Source organism: Mucilaginibacter robiniae, from assembly GCF_012849215.1.
Classification (GTDB): domain Bacteria; phylum Bacteroidota; class Bacteroidia; order Sphingobacteriales; family Sphingobacteriaceae; genus Mucilaginibacter; species Mucilaginibacter robiniae.
This window is the reverse complement of the sequence record NZ_CP051682.1, coordinates 116,745-133,787: the sequence shown is the minus strand read 5'-3', so window position 1 is coordinate 133,787 and position 17,043 is coordinate 116,745. Positions and strand designations below refer to the sequence as shown.

17 protein-coding genes are annotated in these 17,043 nt (G+C 39.3%); 10 read left to right on the top strand and 7 right to left on the bottom strand.

Translation table 11 applies throughout. The features are described from left to right. Window positions 1–47 precede the first annotated feature (47 nt). The 4 genes from HH214_RS00605 to trpS form a co-directional block, all read right to left on the bottom strand. Complete coding sequence (locus tag HH214_RS00605; RefSeq protein ID WP_169605491.1) at window positions 48–1,304, bottom strand: M23 family metallopeptidase; 1,257 nt, start codon at window positions 1,302–1,304, stop codon at window positions 48–50. 183 nt (window positions 1,305–1,487) lie between these two features. Beyond that, window positions 1,488–2,216, bottom strand: a complete 729-nt coding sequence (gene kdsB, locus HH214_RS00600; RefSeq protein ID WP_169605490.1) for a 3-deoxy-manno-octulosonate cytidylyltransferase — start codon at window positions 2,214–2,216, stop codon at window positions 1,488–1,490. 147 nt (window positions 2,217–2,363) lie between these two features. Continuing rightward, window positions 2,364–2,978, bottom strand: a complete 615-nt coding sequence (locus HH214_RS00595) for a deoxynucleoside kinase (protein ID WP_169605489.1) — start codon at window positions 2,976–2,978, stop codon at window positions 2,364–2,366. Window positions 2,979–3,095: 117 nt separating this feature from the next. Then, entirely contained in the window at window positions 3,096–4,091 is a 996-nt protein-coding gene (gene trpS / locus HH214_RS00590) for a tryptophan--tRNA ligase (protein WP_169605488.1), read from the bottom strand. A gap of 39 nt (window positions 4,092–4,130) precedes the next feature. On the opposite strand from trpS, the gene HH214_RS00585 reads away from it, so the two are divergent. Both HH214_RS00585 and gatC read left to right on the top strand, forming a co-directional pair. Beyond that, on the top strand, window positions 4,131–4,868 hold the full coding sequence (locus HH214_RS00585; RefSeq protein WP_169605487.1) for a lysophospholipid acyltransferase family protein: 738 nt from the start codon (window positions 4,131–4,133) through the stop codon (window positions 4,866–4,868). Next, window positions 4,858–5,151, top strand: coding sequence for an Asp-tRNA(Asn)/Glu-tRNA(Gln) amidotransferase subunit GatC (gatC, locus tag HH214_RS00580; RefSeq protein ID WP_169605486.1), 294 nt, complete (start codon window positions 4,858–4,860; stop codon window positions 5,149–5,151). Before HH214_RS00585 ends, gatC begins: the two co-directional genes overlap by 11 nt. A 50-nt stretch (window positions 5,152–5,201) precedes the next feature. On the opposite strand, the gene HH214_RS00575 is transcribed toward gatC, so the two are convergent. Further along, window positions 5,202–6,221 (bottom strand): chitinase, encoded by a 1,020-nt coding sequence (locus HH214_RS00575; RefSeq protein WP_169605485.1) that lies wholly within the window; start codon window positions 6,219–6,221, stop codon window positions 5,202–5,204. A 98-nt stretch (window positions 6,222–6,319) separates the two neighbouring features. Between HH214_RS00575 and HH214_RS00570 the strand changes: the two genes are divergently transcribed. From HH214_RS00570 to HH214_RS00560, 3 genes are all read left to right on the top strand, one after another. Continuing rightward, the gene (locus HH214_RS00570; protein WP_169605484.1) at window positions 6,320–6,868 is read left to right on the top strand and encodes a cob(I)yrinic acid a,c-diamide adenosyltransferase; all 549 of its coding nucleotides are present in this window, start codon (window positions 6,320–6,322) and stop codon (window positions 6,866–6,868) included. A 92-nt stretch (window positions 6,869–6,960) separates the two neighbouring features. Next, a complete protein-coding gene (locus tag HH214_RS00565; protein ID WP_002996718.1) occupies window positions 6,961–7,182 on the top strand; it encodes a DUF2795 domain-containing protein in 222 nt (73 codons plus the stop codon). Between the two features lie 114 nt (window positions 7,183–7,296). Continuing rightward, on the top strand, window positions 7,297–7,443 hold the full coding sequence (locus HH214_RS00560) for a lmo0937 family membrane protein (protein WP_169605483.1): 147 nt from the start codon (window positions 7,297–7,299) through the stop codon (window positions 7,441–7,443). 40 nt (window positions 7,444–7,483) lie between these two features. On the opposite strand, the gene HH214_RS00555 is transcribed toward HH214_RS00560, so the two are convergent. Continuing rightward, window positions 7,484–8,200: a 2-C-methyl-D-erythritol 4-phosphate cytidylyltransferase gene (locus HH214_RS00555; RefSeq protein WP_169605482.1), complete on the bottom strand. Its 717-nt coding sequence runs from the start codon at window positions 8,198–8,200 to the stop codon at window positions 7,484–7,486. 97 nt (window positions 8,201–8,297) lie between these two features. After that, a complete protein-coding gene (queA, locus tag HH214_RS00550) occupies window positions 8,298–9,347 on the bottom strand; it encodes a tRNA preQ1(34) S-adenosylmethionine ribosyltransferase-isomerase QueA (RefSeq protein ID WP_169605481.1) in 1,050 nt (349 codons plus the stop codon). 390 nt (window positions 9,348–9,737) lie between these two features. Between queA and HH214_RS00545 the strand changes: the two genes are divergently transcribed. The 5 genes from HH214_RS00545 (at window position 9,738) to HH214_RS00525 (ending at window position 16,974) form a co-directional block, all read left to right on the top strand. Then, complete coding sequence (locus HH214_RS00545; protein ID WP_169605480.1) at window positions 9,738–11,024, top strand: citrate synthase; 1,287 nt, start codon at window positions 9,738–9,740, stop codon at window positions 11,022–11,024. A 121-nt stretch (window positions 11,025–11,145) separates the two neighbouring features. Next, a complete protein-coding gene (locus HH214_RS00540) occupies window positions 11,146–12,051 on the top strand; it encodes a glycoside hydrolase family 43 protein (RefSeq protein ID WP_248282174.1) in 906 nt (301 codons plus the stop codon). A gap of 212 nt (window positions 12,052–12,263) precedes the next feature. Continuing rightward, the gene (locus tag HH214_RS00535; RefSeq protein WP_169605478.1) at window positions 12,264–13,061 is read left to right on the top strand and encodes an alpha/beta hydrolase; all 798 of its coding nucleotides are present in this window, start codon (window positions 12,264–12,266) and stop codon (window positions 13,059–13,061) included. Window positions 13,062–13,211: 150 nt separating this feature from the next. Then, entirely contained in the window at window positions 13,212–14,273 is a 1,062-nt protein-coding gene (locus HH214_RS00530; protein WP_169605477.1) for an AI-2E family transporter, read from the top strand. Between the two features lie 82 nt (window positions 14,274–14,355). Further along, window positions 14,356–16,974, top strand: coding sequence for a valine--tRNA ligase (locus HH214_RS00525; RefSeq protein ID WP_169605476.1), 2,619 nt, complete (start codon window positions 14,356–14,358; stop codon window positions 16,972–16,974). Window positions 16,975–17,043 lie beyond the last annotated feature (69 nt).

Here is a 17,043-nt window from a genome sequence, read left to right as displayed (position 1 = left end):
TACATGCTCGCTTATGAGTTACTTAAAAGAATAGAATTGTAGCTTTTTTAACGTTCAGCTTCTATCCAACCTGCATTATTCTGTTCATCTGTAACTAGGTAGTAGTTTTTGTAAATGCCTTTTACATTAACACGTGAACCTTCCAGAATAATAGTTTTACGAGCTGCACTCTGCACGTTTGGTGCATCTAATAAAGGCTGAGCTTGTTTGGCAACATACTTCTTGATGGTATTAGCTGTAGATACATTATGTCTGCTGATAAATCCTTGCAAGCCATTTGGTAAAACAGCTTTGTACCAGCTATCTGTTGCAGCCTCAATATTAATAATGGTATTAACAGGCAGTATTTCTTTTACAAGCGATGTTTCATTAGGCTCTGTGTATAGTTTATTGTTTTTAGTAGTGGTATGTGCGGTTGCATTTAGCAATTCTAAAGGGGCATTAATTGGCTTGGGAGTTTTAATTTCTCGGTTTACAAAAGGCAGTGGGTCAACAGCGCCTTGTCCAAATGTATAAATACCAAAATGCAGATGTGAAGGCGTGTTTTTTGCATTTCCGGTATTGTCAATCAGCCCTACAGTGTCACCAGCATGAATAGTTTCGCCATCTTGTACCAGCTGTTTTCCTAAATGTGCATAGTATAAAGTGTAATTTTCATTGTCTGGGTGCATGAATACTACTTTGCCACCCAGCTTATTTTCGGTAACGCGAGTTACCGTACCATCAGCAGCAGCTAGAGCAGGTGTACCTTTTGGTGCAAAAATATCTACGCCCTCATGCCTGCGGCCTCCTGCATCACGGCTATCACCCCAAAAGCTGCCAATGTGCGGTTTACCCGATGATGAAACCGGAAAGTTAAGTGATGGGCCGGCAGTAATGGTAAGGGTGTATTCACCACCGCGTAAAAGTTCAGGCTGTAATCGCAAAATATAATATCCGGCTTGGCTAATTTCATAGGAAAAGTTTACGCCTGCAGTATCTGCCGATGCTACGATTTTAGATTCATTACCTGCATTTTCCTGAAGCAAATCCATGTATATAGCAAAACCAAATTCAGGCTTTTTATTGAGTGCTATGTGTAATTTTTGTCCTCGTTTCGCTTCAAACCTTAAGGCAGCCGTTTGTATCTTATCGGCTGCAAAATAACCTGTTTCTTTGTAGGGTATGGTTACTGTTAAAGCTTTGGTTAAGCTGTTATTGGCATTTTGCAACCAAGCACCGCCTATTGCGGTATGGTCAAGTCCGGCATCTTTCAACCGCTGTGCATAAGCTTCATGAGGTGACAGCTTTTTAAATAAAGCCATTGGTCCGCTCCGGCTACATGAGCAGCAAAGCAGGCTAAAGAATAACAATGTAAAGTATGTTGATTTTGATTGGTGTAAACTATTCATCTTTTCGGTTCCATTCAGTGGTAAAACTGAACCGAAGTATGAATAGTTTTAGCAAGGTGCTATTTCAATAGGTTGTATCAACTAGCTTGAACAAGATTACCGTTGTAATTTCTGCAAGTCTTCAGGGGTATCTACCGCTTGTGTTTCCAAATCTGTTTCGGCTACTTTAATGCGGTACCCGTTTTCAATCCAGCGTAATTGTTCCAGGCTTTCCGCTTTTTCCAAAGAGGAGATAGGAAGCCGGGTAACCTGTTGCAATACATCTGCCTTGAAGCCATAAATACCAATATGTTTGAAATAAGTATAGTGTTGCAACCAGTTTTGCGGTTCCTGTCCGCGCAGGTGAGGTATAGCAGAGCGGGAAAAATAAATAGCTTCACCTAATTTATTGATGATAACTTTTGGGGAGTTGACGTTGTGCAACTCCTCTGTTGAGGTTACCTTTTTAATTAAGGTAGCAATTTGTGTATCAGCAGTGGTAAAGCAAGCGGCTACTTTAGCAATTTGTACCGGATCAATAAAAGGTTCATCGCCCTGAATATTGATTATGACTTCATAATCTGGATAGTTAGCAGCTACTTCAGCGCAACGATCTGTGCCGCTTTGATGGTCGGGAGAGGTCACGACAGCTTTACCGCCAAAATCATGAATGTGGTTTAAGATACGTTCGTCATCGGTAGCTACAATCACTTCGTTCAGGCTCTGGCATTTTACGCATTGCTCATATACACGTTGTATCATTACCTTACCAGTAATATCTACCAACGGCTTACCCGGAAAACGGGTAGAGGCATAACGAGCCGGTATAATGCCGAGTATCTTCATGTGAGTTGTGAGTTGTGAGTTGTGAAATTTGGCTTATAAAGTTATATAACTAAAACTAAATGGGCTCAATGTAGCTCCATTCATTAACCATTAACCATTAACCATTAACCATTAACCATTAACCATTAACCATTAACCATTAACCATTTAAAATAATCCGTGTATTTCACGTTCAATCAATTGGATGATGGTGCCCATGTCTTCCGTGTTGTTGGCAAAATCCAGATTATCCATATCTACAATCAACAGCTTGCCCAAGTTGTAACCAGCAATCCATTTTTCATACTTGTCGTTCAGCTTAGATAAATAATCTAAACGAATACCAATTTCGTACTCACGGCCACGACGATGAATATTATTAACCAACTTCGGAATAGAAGCTTTAAGATAAACCAATAAATCAGGCGGGTTGATGAAAGAGGTGATGTTATCGAAAATAGCTTGGTAATTTTCGTAGTCGCGGGTATCCATCAAATCCATATCATGCAGGTTGGCCGCAAAAATGTAGGCATCTTCATAAATGGTACGATCCTGAATGATGTTACGGTTACTTTGCTGAATTTCGGTAATTTGACGGAAACGGGTATTCAGAAAGTAGATTTGCAGGTTGAAGCTCCAACGCTTCATGTCGCTATAAAAATCTTCCAGGTAGGGGTTGTTATCTACCGCTTCGTACTGTGGCTCCCAACCGTAATTTTTAGCCAGTAAGCCTGTTAATGTGGTTTTGCCGGCACCTATATTTCCAACTATTGCAATGTGCATAGGTTTGATTCTGTGGTATTAAGTTGTTAATTTGAGTTGTTAGATTATTGAGTTAAAAGAATAATAATATTGAAAAAAGTTTAAAGATTCAGTAAATCAATAACCTAATAACAAACCTTAAAAGTTCCTAAACCCAATAATTTCCCGAACGTCTTTAATTGTTTTAGACGCACTTTCGCGAGCCTTAGCGGCACCATAACGGGCCACCTGCCGTAAGTAAGTCTGGTCGTTAGCTATGTCATTAATGCGTTCACGTATCGGAGCTGTAGCTATAATCATATCTTCGGCTAGTTGCTTTTTAAGATCGCCATAACGTATCTGGCAGCTATTATACAAAGCATCGAAGTGCTGGTAAGTGTCTGGTGTTGATACAACTTTCATCAAATCGAACAAATTTTGTATCTCGTCAGGCTTTTGCTGGTTTTCGGCCGTAGGGCCGGCATCGGTAACAGCTTTCATCACTTTTTTACGGATAACCTCAGGCGAATCAGACAAGTAAACGGCATTGGCTTCACCTTCCGATTTTCCCATTTTCCCTTTACCATCTAAGCCAGGTATTTTTACCAGGTTGTTGCTGAAATTGAAAGCATATGGCTCCGGAAAATATTCGGTATTGTATAACCGGTTAAAACGATTACCAAATGTACGAGACATTTCCAGGTGCTGCTCTTGGTCTTTACCCACTGGAACCTTGGTTGCTTTATGAATAATAATATCAGCAGCCATTAGTACCGGGTAGGTTAGCAAGCCCGCATTTACATTATCCGGGTTGGCTCGTACTTTATCTTTGAAAGAAGTTGCCCGTTCCAGTTCACCCAAGTAGGCATTCATATTCAGGTATAAATATAATTCAGCTACTTCAGGTACATCTGATTGTATATAAATGGTAGCTTTTTCCGGATCAATACCGGCAGCTAAATATTCTATCAGCACCTGTTTAACATTACCATGCAAGTCGGCAGGAGTAGGGTGGGTGGTTAAGGAATGTAAGTCGGCAATAAAAAAATAACAATTGTATTCGTGTTGCATTTTTACGAAGTTCTGGATGGCTCCATAGTAATTTCCTAAATGCAATTTACCGGTTGAACGAATACCACTAACAACAGTTTCCATAGTGCGCGAAAGTAAGTATTTTTTATATTTTTGAAGCCCATGAAAATACGATTGAAGAAAGTACATGCTTATATATACCGCTATAGTGTAGCTGTTTTCTTCTATGTATTTTGGCCCTTTTTATATTACGCCTCGCGCAAGCCAGAGCGTTATCCGATGATGAATAAATTTCGCAAAATATGGGGGTATTGTAGTTCCAGTATTGCAGGCATATTTTACACTTATACATTTGAAGAAACTATTGATTGGTCGCGTACTTATATTATCTGTTCTAACCATACTTCTAACCTAGATATCACTTCCATAAGCTTGATGACTAAAAGCAACTTCTGTTTTATTGGAAAAGAGGAGTTGTTGAGTAACCCGGTAACTAAGCTTTTTTTTCAAACCATAGATATTCCGGTAAACCGTGAAAGCAAGATATCATCTTTCAAGGCGTTTAAAAAAGCAGCCGAGCGTTTGCAACAAGGCATGACGTTGGTAATATTTCCGGAAGGGAAAATTCCGGATGATTATCCACCGCAACTGCACGAATTTAAAAACGGACCATTCAGGTTGGCGATTGAAAATAAAGTTCCTATTATTCCAGTATCATCATTAGATACCTGGAAAACTTTATGGGATACTGGCTTGGAACGTGGTAGCCAGCCTGGTATTTGCCATATATTTGTACATAAACCTATTGAAACAGCGCATTTAACCGTAGCTGATGCAGATGCACTGCGTGATAGCGTGTATAACATTATCCAAACGAAACTAAATAGCCATGCAAATTGATAAAGATACCGTAGCAAGAATTGCCCATTTGGCTCGCTTAGAAGTAAACGAACAAGAGAGCGAAGAGCTAGTACAAGATATGACCAAGATACTCGACTTTATGGCCAAGCTGAATGAGATTGACACCACACAGGTAGAACCACTCATTTACATGACCAATGAGGTGAATACCTTGCGTGAGGATGTAATTAAGCAAGAAATAACCCACGAAGAGGCATTACAAAATGCACCTGAGCATGACGGAAAGCACTTTTTAGTAGCTAAAGTAATAGAGAAGAAGTAATCAAATGTTGTTGCTTTATCTTTGATAAAGTACTACAATCAACTATTTCCTCATTCATTTACTCCATACAAGTAAGGTTGCATTTTACCACAGCTACAAGCACAGTTAGTATCCTGAATACCTAGTTTGCTTAAAAAGTATTGGTAAAAACCTATACGGTCTTTCATGTTGTATAGGTCTTCTCCTTTGTTGCATTCTATTTCACCATTAATAATGTTGATTGTCATACCAAATCCAGGCTTACGGCCTTTAGCTAAATCGCTTGCTTTAGGTTGCCAAACACCTACCATTACACCATGAGCTGATGGTTTGTGGGTCTGTGGTGTCATCCAAAAATAAATGGCTGTTTCGAAGGATATTACGGGATCTGTTTCTACCAATTCGGGATTATTCAACAAAATTTTATCATCGCCTAAAATACAATCTGAAGCATAGCCGTAGTTTCCATTATAACTAAGTTGCATGGGGCCACGTCCGTAGTATTTTTTACCAGTGGCAGGTGGGTATTCATCATTTTCGGCAATGTAGGCTGATGTAGTATTCGCTTCATGAATTTCCATTAAGCCATCATTATACTTGCCATTTTCACCATTACGGGTTTCGTGCGCAATATTGGCAAAAAAAGCAGCCAGTTCTTTTTTGTTAATGCTGACATCTTTCTGCGTGCAAAATAAGCCAAAGTCCACTTCATAAACGCTATCGGGTTTCTGTTTAGCCCAAGCCTCGTTCCAATCATGGTCTTGCCTAACAATGGTTGATTTGCCTGTGGCTTTATCAGTTCGTATAATCTGGTAAATCGAAACGGCACGACGGGTTACTTTAATTTTAATGTGGCTTAATTGGTTTACAGCTTTAACAAATGCCTGATAACTATAAAAAATATTATGCTGAGGAAACAGAGCATTATACTGCTTTTCTGTTATTAAAGCTGCGGCTGTTGTACTTACCTTGTTATTCTGATTTGCTGCTGTTTTATGCTGGCTGCAACTAAAACTTAGCAACGTAATTAAAAATGCACCCGCTATAAACCAGCAAGCCGATGATTGTATAGTACCAGATTTGATTAACATATAAATAGGATAGATAAAGCTTAATAAAGTTTAAGTGGTAAATTTAACAATAGCAATACACAGCAAACAAGCTAAAATTTATTTACTTGCAACTGCATATGAAAATATATACCAAAACAGGCGACCAAGGTTTTACATCTTTACTAGGCGGCAGCCGTGTACCTAAATATCATTTACGTATAGAAAGCTACGGAACTGTTGACGAATTAAATGCTTATATAGGATTAATAGCTGATCAGCCTACTGGTATAACACATCAAGCAGCTTTACAGCAAATACAAGATCGGTTATTTGTAATAGGCGCTATGCTAGCTGCCGACCCGGAAAAGCCAGCACCTAAAATACCTGATTTGCAGGAAGTGGATGTGCATTGGCTGGAGCAGCAGATAGATGAAATGAATGAGCAGCTACCGCCTTTGCAGCATTTTATTTTGCCTGGTGGTAATACTATTATTTCATTTTGCCATGTGGCCCGATGTGTATGTCGGCGTGCAGAACGTGGTATTGTTCAACTGGCAGAAGATAGTTTTGTGGATAATAAAGTTATAATGTACCTAAACAGATTGAGTGATTACCTGTTTGTTTTAGCACGCAAAATAGGACACGAGCAACAAATACCCGAAAAGAAATGGGTACCAGGTACTTAGATGTTGTTGAAAAAATAATTTGATAAACCAATTGAAATTGTTATATTTTTGCGAAAATTGAATCGTTTAAATAAATTAAAAAAATAAATCATATGTATTGGACTCTTGAATTGGCATCTCACCTGGAGGATGCACCATGGCCTGCCACCAAAGATGAACTAATTGACTATGCTATACGTTCGGGCGCACCGGTTGAAGTAATTGAAAATTTGCAAGCGTTGGAGGATGATGGTGAACCGTACGAAAATATAGAAGAGATTTGGCCGGATTATCCTACAAAAGACGATTTCTTTTTTAACGAAGACGAATATTAGTTTCTTAGAAATAAAAAGCCTTGTGAAAACAAGGTTTTTTTATTTTAAAACAACCTTTTGGAATGGTTTTGGTTATGAATATATAACATTTATCAACACTCAAAACATTCAACCATGAGAGGCTTATTGTACATTATTGCTGTTATCCTGATTATAGGATGGGCGCTAGGCGCATTTGTTTACGACGTAGGTGGATTAATTCACATTTTGCTAGTTATTGCCATTATTGCATTAATACTAGGCATTATACGACGAGCATAAGTAAGATTAATTTCTAAGTGATTAAGATAGCCACTACTTTTTATAAGTTAGTGGCTTTTTTGCATAACAGAAATTCGGCAATGGCAATGTCATCAGGAAAGGTTATTTTGAAATTATTGTAACTGCCAGGTATAATATGTATGGCGTGTCCGGCCTTCTCTACAACGCTGGCATCATCTGTAAAACTTTCTTGGTATGAGTAGCTATATGCTTGTTTAAGTATTTGAGCTTGGAAGGTTTGCGGCGTTTGTACCAGGTAAATTTCATCTCTTAATAGACTTTCTGATTTGTTCTCTTTTACTTGTCGTACAGAGTCGCGGCTTTGTACACACACTATTGCACTGCCTTTTACCATGGCCTGTTCATAAGCATCATCAATAATTGTTGTACTAATTAAAGGACGCACTGCATCATGTATAGCAACCAAGCTGTTTGTATCTACTTCATCTAATCCATTTTTTACGGAATGAAATCGGGTAGCACCGCCACTTACAACTTGATGAGTAATCGTAAAATGGTGTTCGTTGCATAGCTCTCTCCAATAACTGTGGTAAGTTTCAGGCAAAACCACAATAAGTTCAGGCTTATAGGTACTTTGACTAAAAGCATGAAGCGTATGCATTAAAACAGGTTTTCCATTCAATAGTAGAAATTGTTTGGGTACTGCGCTTTGCATGCGGGTGCCCGAACCGCCAGCTACAATAATAGCATATGCTTTTTGGGCGTTAGATGAATTGGAAGATATTACTTGATCCATGTTTTGCATAAATGTGTTCTATCTATAAATATACAATAATGAAAAACGCCACTGTGATTCTTAACAGCGGCGTTCATATTCTAAGTTCTTGATTTGATTAGATAATCAGCATGGCATCACCATAGCTATAAAAACGATATTTTTCTTTTACAGCTATTTCGTAAGCATTCATTACGTTTTCATAACCGCCAAAGGCACAAATCATCATTAGTAGTGTTGACTCCGGCGTATGGAAATTAGTCACCATAGAATTAGCAATACTAAAATCATACGGAGGGAAAATGAATTTGCTGGTCCAATCGTTAGCCGCTTTTAAGGTTTTGTTGGCTGATACAGCTGATTCGATCGTCCGCATGGAAGTAGTACCTACTGCGCAAATACGACGTTTGTTTTCGATACCGCGGTTTACAATATCAGCTTGCTTTTGCTCAATAATGAACTGCTCAGAATCCATTTTATGTTTGGTCAAGTCTTCTACCTCAACCGGGCGGAAGGTACCCAAACCTACGTGTAAAGTTACTTCGGCAAACTCAACGCCTTTCAGTTCCAAGCGTTTCATCAGTTCACGGCTAAAATGTAAGCCGGCAGTTGGAGCTGCTACAGCACCTTCATTTTTAGCGAATATAGTTTGATAGCGTTCTTTATCTTCGGCAGTAGCCTTGCGCTTAATATATTTAGGTAGTGGAGTTTCACCTAAAATTTCAACGTTACGACGAAATTCTTCATCAGTACCATCAAATAAAAAGCGAATAGTGCGGCCACGAGATGTAGTATTATCTACTACTTCAGCCACTAACAAATCGTCATCACCAAAGTACAGCTTATTACCTACGCGTATTTTACGAGCCGGGTCAACCAATACATCCCAAAGGCGTAGTTCTTTATTTAGCTCACGTAACAAGAAAACTTCAATAGTAGCACCAGTTTTTTCTTTGTTACCGTACATACGGGCTGGAAAAACTTTAGTGTTGTTCAGGATCATCACATCCTTATCCTCAAAGTAATTCAAAACATCTTTAAATATTTTGTGCTCAATTTTACCCGAATCCCGGTGTAATACCATTAAGCGCGATTCATCACGCTCAGAAGATGGCTGGTGCGCAATTAGAGAATCTGGTAAATTGAATTTAAATTGAGATAATTTCATGTTTTATATAAATAAAATTTCAGGGCGCAAACGTACGAAAAATAATCGTTATGATAACGCACATATGCTGGCTTTGTGTGAGATAGCTTTGAAGAATGTTTATTGACCTTAGTAGCCGAAACTAATTGTTTAGTCAGCAGCATTTAAGTGTTTACAATGCAACTTACTACGATAGTTGAATAAATACTGAAAAGTGTTTTATAAAATTATAGCAATTGCTGTCTTATTGTGCAACACAATAAGATATGTTAAATTTAACATCTGTTTTCTGCAAACAATTTACAGTAGCTACTATTTATTAATCGTAAATTCATATCATAAATGCAACATCGGGCAATGATAAATAACAGATTTATTTACATTTGCTGCAGACACTAACTCAATTTTCCTATGTCGGAGATAGCACAATTAAAAATTGGCGATAAAACCTATGATCTGCCAGTTATAGAAGGTACTGAACACGAAAAAGCAATTGACATATCTAAACTGCGCGACCAAAGCGGGTACATTACATTAGATATTGGTTATAAAAATACCGGCGCTACCAAAAGTGCTATTACGTTTTTAGATGGCGAACAAGGCATCCTGAAATATCGCGGTTATCCTATTGAGCAATTGGCTGAAAAGTCAAGTTTTATAGAGGTAGCTTATTTGCTGATTTACGGTGAACTACCTACCGAGCAACAGTTAAAAGATTTTCAATATCAGATAAGCCGCCATACACTGGTACATGAAGATATGAAGAAGTTTTTTGATGGTTTTCCATCAAAATCACACCCGATGGGTCAGCTTTCTTCATTAATTGGTGCATTGGCAGCATTCAACCCTGAATCATTAGAGCCAGGTTTAAGTCCGGAAATTATCAATCTGGAAATTATAAAGCTGATTGCCAAAATGAGCACTATTGTATCTTGGATATACAAAAAATCGTTAGGGCAAAAAGTGAACTACCCACAAAATAAGTACGATTACGTAACCAACTTCCTGTACATGACCTTTAGCCAGGTTACTGAAGAGTACGAAATTGATCCGGTAGTGGTAAGCGCCATGAATAAGCTTCTTATTCTGCATGCCGACCATGAGCAAAACTGTTCGGCTTCAACTGTACGTATTGTGGGTTCATCAGATGCTAACATTTATGCTTCTATTTCAGCCGGTATATCAGCGCTTTGGGGACCGTTACATGGCGGTGCTAACCAAGCTGTAATAGAGATGCTGGAAAAAATCAAAGCTGATGGTGGCGATACTGATAAGTGGATTGCTAAAGCTAAGGATAAGAATGATTCTTTCCGTTTAATGGGTTTTGGTCACCGCGTTTACAAAAACTTTGATCCAAGGGCTAAGATTATTAAAAAGGCCTGTGATGATATTTTGGAAAAGCTGGGTGTTAATGATGAAGTGTTGTCAATTGCCAAAAGATTGGAAGAAGTAGCTTTGCAAGATGAATACTTTGTACAACGTAAGCTATACCCGAACGTTGACTTTTACTCAGGTATCATTTACCGTGCTTTAGGTTTCCCTACTGATATGTTTACCGTTCTTTTTGCATTAGGCCGTTTACCAGGATGGATTGCCCAATGGAAAGAAATGAAAGAAAATAAAGAGCCGATTGGACGTCCGCGTCAGGTTTATGTTGGTGCTACCAACCGCGACTATACGGATATCAACAATCGTTAAGCTATTTGATATTTATATAAGGCTGGTAGTTAATCTATCAGCCTTTTTTGTGCACTTATTGACTCCTGCCCATACTATTACGATGCGATACTTACTACTTTGTACTGTTTTTACTTTCATAATGGGGCGTGTAGTCGCTCAGCACAATCCGATAATTGACGGCTGGTATGCCGATCCCGAAGGCATCAAATACGGCAAAACTTACTGGATATTCCCAACCTATTCTGATAAATATGAAAAGCAGGTTTTCATGGATGCTTTTTCATCAGCCGATTTAAAGACCTGGAAAAAACATGCGCGTGTTATTGATACCAGCAGTGTAAAGTGGGCCCAAAAAGCGATGTGGGCTCCGGCCGTTTTGCAAAAAGGTAAACAGTACTATCTGTTTTTTGGTGCTAATGATATTCATCCGGGTGAGGTAGGCGGTATCGGCGTGGCTGTTGCCAAGAAACCCGAAGGCCCTTATAAGGATTTATTAGGCCGTCCGTTAATTGATACCATCGTAAATGGTGCTCAACCTATTGATCAGTTTGTGTTCAGAGATAAAGACGGTTCTTACTACATGTACTATGGGGGATGGGGACACTGTAATATAGTTAAATTAAAATCTGATTTTACAGGCATAGAACCGATGCCTGATGGTACCTTATACAAAGAAATTACGCCAGAAAATTATGTAGAAGGCCCATACATGTTTATGCGCAATGGCAAATACTATTTTATGTGGTCGGAAGGTGGATGGACAGGGCCAGATTACAAGGTAGCCTATGCTATAGCCGATTCTCCTATAGGACCTTTTAAACGTTTAGCTACCGTGTTACAACAAGATCCTGCTGTAGCAACTGGAGCTGGTCATCATTCAGTGATCCACTCTGTTCAGGATGACAAGTATTACATCGTATACCATCGCCGACCTTTAAATGAGAAAGGAGCGAACCATCGTGTGGTTTGTATTGATGAAATGAACTTTGATAAAGAAGGACATATTCTGCCGGTGAAGATGACTTTCAATTGGGCTGCTAAGTAAGCTTTAATTTAGTTTATAATACATGATAAGCTGTTACAGGTGTTACATGTTTCAGTGTGTAACACCCTGTAACACTGACAAACCATTGGCAGTGGTGGCGCTGTTTCGTCAGGAAAATTTCAGAAGTAAAGCGGTTTCATTTTGTAAAATATGAAGGAGTGAAGTATTATGGCAAGATAAATGCTTAAACAGAGCGGTTTAACTTTATAAGCATGAATGCCGAACAAGAACTTACTACTTCTATAGAACAAGAACAACATACTGCTACACCCCAGGTGCAAATACTGGATGATCATTTTTACAGTCCCGAATTACAAGCACAGCGTAGAGTTTGGTTATACTTACCAGCCGATTATGAAACTTCCGGAAAATCGTACCCGGTAATTTACATGCAGGATGGACAAAACCTGTTCGATCAATACACCGCCAGTTACCAGGAGTGGGGGGTAGATGAAATTATGGACGAACTTTTTGCGGGTCAGGCCTGCATTATTGTAGCGGTTGACCATGGTGAGGAAAACCGTATAACAGAGTACAACCCATACGATTCTGAACATGGGCAAGGTAAAGGGGATGATTACGTATCATTTCTAACTGGCACTTTAAAACCATACATTGATCAGCAATACAGAACTTTAACTGATACAAAACATACAGCTATTGCAGGTAGTTCAATGGGAGGCTTGATTGCTATGTATGCCGCACTAAAATGCCCGGAAGTATTCGGTAATGCCGGTGTTTTCTCGCCAGCTTTCTGGATAGCTAAAGAGGTATATGCATATGCTTTGCAACAAGAGAATTTAAATAACTCCCGTTTCTATTTTGTATGCGGCGATGCTGAAAGTGACGATATGGTAGGTGATATGATAGGCATGGCTGACATTGTAAGCGAAAAAGTGACCGACAAGCAACAAGTGATGGTACAGGTTGTACCAGGCGCTGGGCATAATGAGCAACAATGGCATGATGATTTTCCAGCTTTCTATGAATGGCTGATGGCTGGCTTTTAAGCCTATAATAAACTGTAACTAAACGGTTCGGCAATAAAGCTTGGCCGGACCGCTGTTAAGCTAAACTTAAATGTTAGTGTAAGCAATACAACGGATAAAACATTTAAGAAATTTCCATGTCGTTAGGGTATAAACAACATAATCTTTGCTATGCTATCAGATGAAAAGCCTTCCGATTCGGTAAAAAAAGAACTTACTTATATCGAAAAGGTATGGCAAACCGTAGCCATTGTGGCCTTGTTGGTGGTAGTCATCCTGATTGCACGCGTAGCTTTCAACGTGGTGCTGATGATATTGGCAGGATCACTGATTGCTGTTTACTTTCATGGCTTGGGTGATATTATTCAGCGCAAAACCTCGCTAAACCGTAAGGCTGCCATGATGATTTCGATTGCTGGTTCTTTTACATTGCTGGCGTTACTACTCTGGTTTATGGGGACTAAAATTCAGAATCAGATTATCGAACTAAGCAGCACATTGCCACATACCATTAGTACCACACGTGCTAAATTAGCCCAAACTCATTTGGGCCAACAAATACTGGATAACTTTTCAGGCGATAATTCAGAAAAGATGTTTGCTACTGCTCAGCATTTTTTCAGTACCAGTTTCGGGGTAATGGGTGATATTTATGTTATCCTATTTCTGGGCATCTTTTTTACAGCGCACCCTTCTTTATATAAAAATGGCATATTGCTGTTGTTTCCGCCTCACAAAAAAGCTATGGCTAAACATGTTATGGATAGAATAAGCTTTTCACTTAAAGGCTGGCTTAAAAGTACCATGTTATCTATCGTGCTCATTACCATTTTAATTACTGTGGGATTAACTATTACGGGTATTCCTGTAGCGCTGGTACTGGGCTTAACAGCAGGTATGTTTAAAATTGTACCCAATTTTGGTTCGTTGGTAGCCATGATACCGGGTATTTTATTAGCTTTTACCATCAGTACCAATAAAGCTATTATAGTTGCTCTCATTTATATGGTATCGCAAACTATTGTAAGCAGTATTGTTACACCGCTTATTCAAAAAAAGATCATTAACCTGCCACCGGCTCTAACCATTATTAGTCAAGTTATTATGGGTACCTTATCGGGTGCTTTAGGTATTATTTTGGCCGTACCGCTACTGGCTATCATAATCATTTTGGTTGATGAACTGTATGTGAAAAAAATTAATACTATCAATCCGGGTACACAGCTTGATTAGGTGGCATTTTTATAGCTTTAATATACTCATACGCAGGCTTTATGATGCGGCAATTTCCGGCAAAACGTTATTTTTGTAGGCTATGAGTATTTCTAAAACCTACCAGTTTAACGAAGTTGAAGATAAATGGTACAGCTATTGGCTGGCACATAAATTTTTTAAATCAGTGCCCGATGAGCGTGAACCTTATACTATTGTAATTCCGCCACCTAACGTAACAGGCGTGCTGCACATGGGGCACATGCTAAATAACACTATACAAGATGTACTGATACGCCGTGCCCGCATGAGCGGTAAAAATGCTTGCTGGGTACCCGGTACCGATCATGCCAGCATTGCTACCGAGGCAAAGGTGGTAGCCATGCTGAAAGAACGCGGTATCAGCAAGCAAGATTTATCTCGTCAGGAGTTTTTGGGCTATGCCTGGGAGTGGAAAGAAAAGTACGGAGGTATCATTCTTGACCAGCTAAAAAAGCTAGGTGCAAGTTGCGATTGGGATCGTACACGCTTTACCATGGATGAAGAGTTATCAGAAGCAGTAATTGATACGTTTATTCACCTGTACAAAAAAGGTTGGATTTATCGTGGCGTGCGCATGGTAAACTGGGATCCCAGAGGTAAAACCGCAGTTTCTGACGAAGAAGTAATTCGTAAAGAAGTTAACCAAAAGCTATATTACATTAAGTACCAGTTTGCAGAGGGGAATGGTTCATTAACAATTGCTACTACTCGCCCGGAAACCATTATGGCTGATAGTGCTGTATGTATTAATCCTAATGATGAGCGTTATACCCATTTACATGGTAAAAAGATATTGGTGCCTCTTATTAATCGGGAGATACCAGTAATACTGGACGAATATGTAACCATGGATTTTGGTACAGGTTGTTTGAAGGTAACACCTGCGCATGATTTGAATGACTATGAACTAGGCCAGAAACATCATTTGCCAGTAATTGATATTTTAAATGATGATGGTACCTTAAATGCAAGTGCTGAGATATTAGTAGGCGAAGATCGTTTTGCAGCCCGCAAGAAAATTGCCGTTATGCTGGAAGAAGCCGGCGCGCTGGAAAAGGTAGAAGAATACAAATCGCAGGTAGGTTTTTCAGAACGAACAGATGCAGTAATTGAGCCTAAACTATCCATGCAATGGTTCTGCAAAATGGAAGAAATGGCGAAACCCGCTTTGGACTATGTATTGAATGGCGAAATCAAGCTGATTCCTGATAAGTTTATTAATACCTACCGCCATTGGATGGAAAATGTAAAAGATTGGTGCATTAGTCGCCAATTGTGGTGGGGGCAGCAAATACCAGCCTGGTACAATAACCAGGGGCAATGGGTGGTTGCCAAAACCCAAGCCGAAGCTGAAGCTGAGTTTAAAGCACAAGGACATAGTGCCGAAAATATTAAGCAGGATGAAGATGTAGTAGATACCTGGTTTTCGTCATGGCTGTGGCCTATTTCCGTATTTGACGGTTTTAAAGACCCTGATAATACAGACATCAATTATTACTACCCAACTAACGATCTGGTAACTGCACCGGAAATTCTATTCTTCTGGGTAGCCCGCATGATTATGGCTGGACATGAATTTAAAGGGGAAGTACCGTTCCGGAATGTTTACCTGACAGGTATTGTGCGCGATAAGCTGGGGCGTAAAATGTCAAAATCATTAGGCAACTCGCCTGATCCGTTAAATTTAATTGAAAAATACGGCGCTGATGGGGTTCGTGTAGGTATGCTGCTATGTTCGCCTGCCGGTAACGACCTGATGTTTGATGAAAGCTACTGCGAGCAGGGGCGTAATTTTGCTAATAAAATCTGGAATGCTTTCCGTTTGGTAAAAGGCTGGACAGTAGATGAACAACTGCCTTTTGCTAACCAAACTGCTGTAGAATGGTTCAACAACCGGTTTAACCAAGCGCTGGCAGAAATTGAAGATGCCTTTAAGCAGTACCGTTTATCAGAAGCTTTAATGGCTATCTACAAACTGGTATGGGATGATTTCTGTTCCTGGTACTTGGAAATGGTAAAACCAGCATACCAGCAACCAATAGATAAACAAACCTTTCAGGCAGTAATCGGGCAGTTTGAAAGCCTGCTGAAGCTTTTACATCCGTTTATGCCATTTATTACAGAAGAGTTATGGCACGATGATTTGTTTGGTACCCGTACGGATAACGATTGCTGTATTGTAGCCCAGCTACCGCGAAGTAATGCCTTTGATTTAAAGTTGTTAACAGCATTTGAAAATATCAAACAAATAATCACCGAGATACGTAATACCCGAAATAGCAAGCAGTTATCACCTAAAGAAGCCTTATCATTATCGGTAAAGCCTAATTCAGGTACAGATTACACTACATATGAACAGATAATTACTAAGCTGGGTAACATCAGTGAGGTGAGCATGGTTACTGAAAAAGTAAGTGGTGCGGTTGGTTTCATGGTATCTACAGATGAGTTTTTTATACCACTGGCTGATACTATTGATCCGGCAGCCGAGCGTGAAAGATTGGAAAAAGAGAAAGAATACCTGTTGGGCTTCTTGAAATCAGTTAATGCCAAGCTTTCTAACCAGAAGTTTATTAGTAATGCTAAACCTGAAATAGTAGATAACGAATTAAAGAAAAAGGCAGATGCTGAAACAAAGCTGCAAGCCTTAGAGGATAATTTGAAGTTTTTAACAGATTGATTGCGTGTAGGCCTTTGCTATAAATGTTTTACTGAAAGTATAATGCCTTGTGTTACTTAAAACAGCACA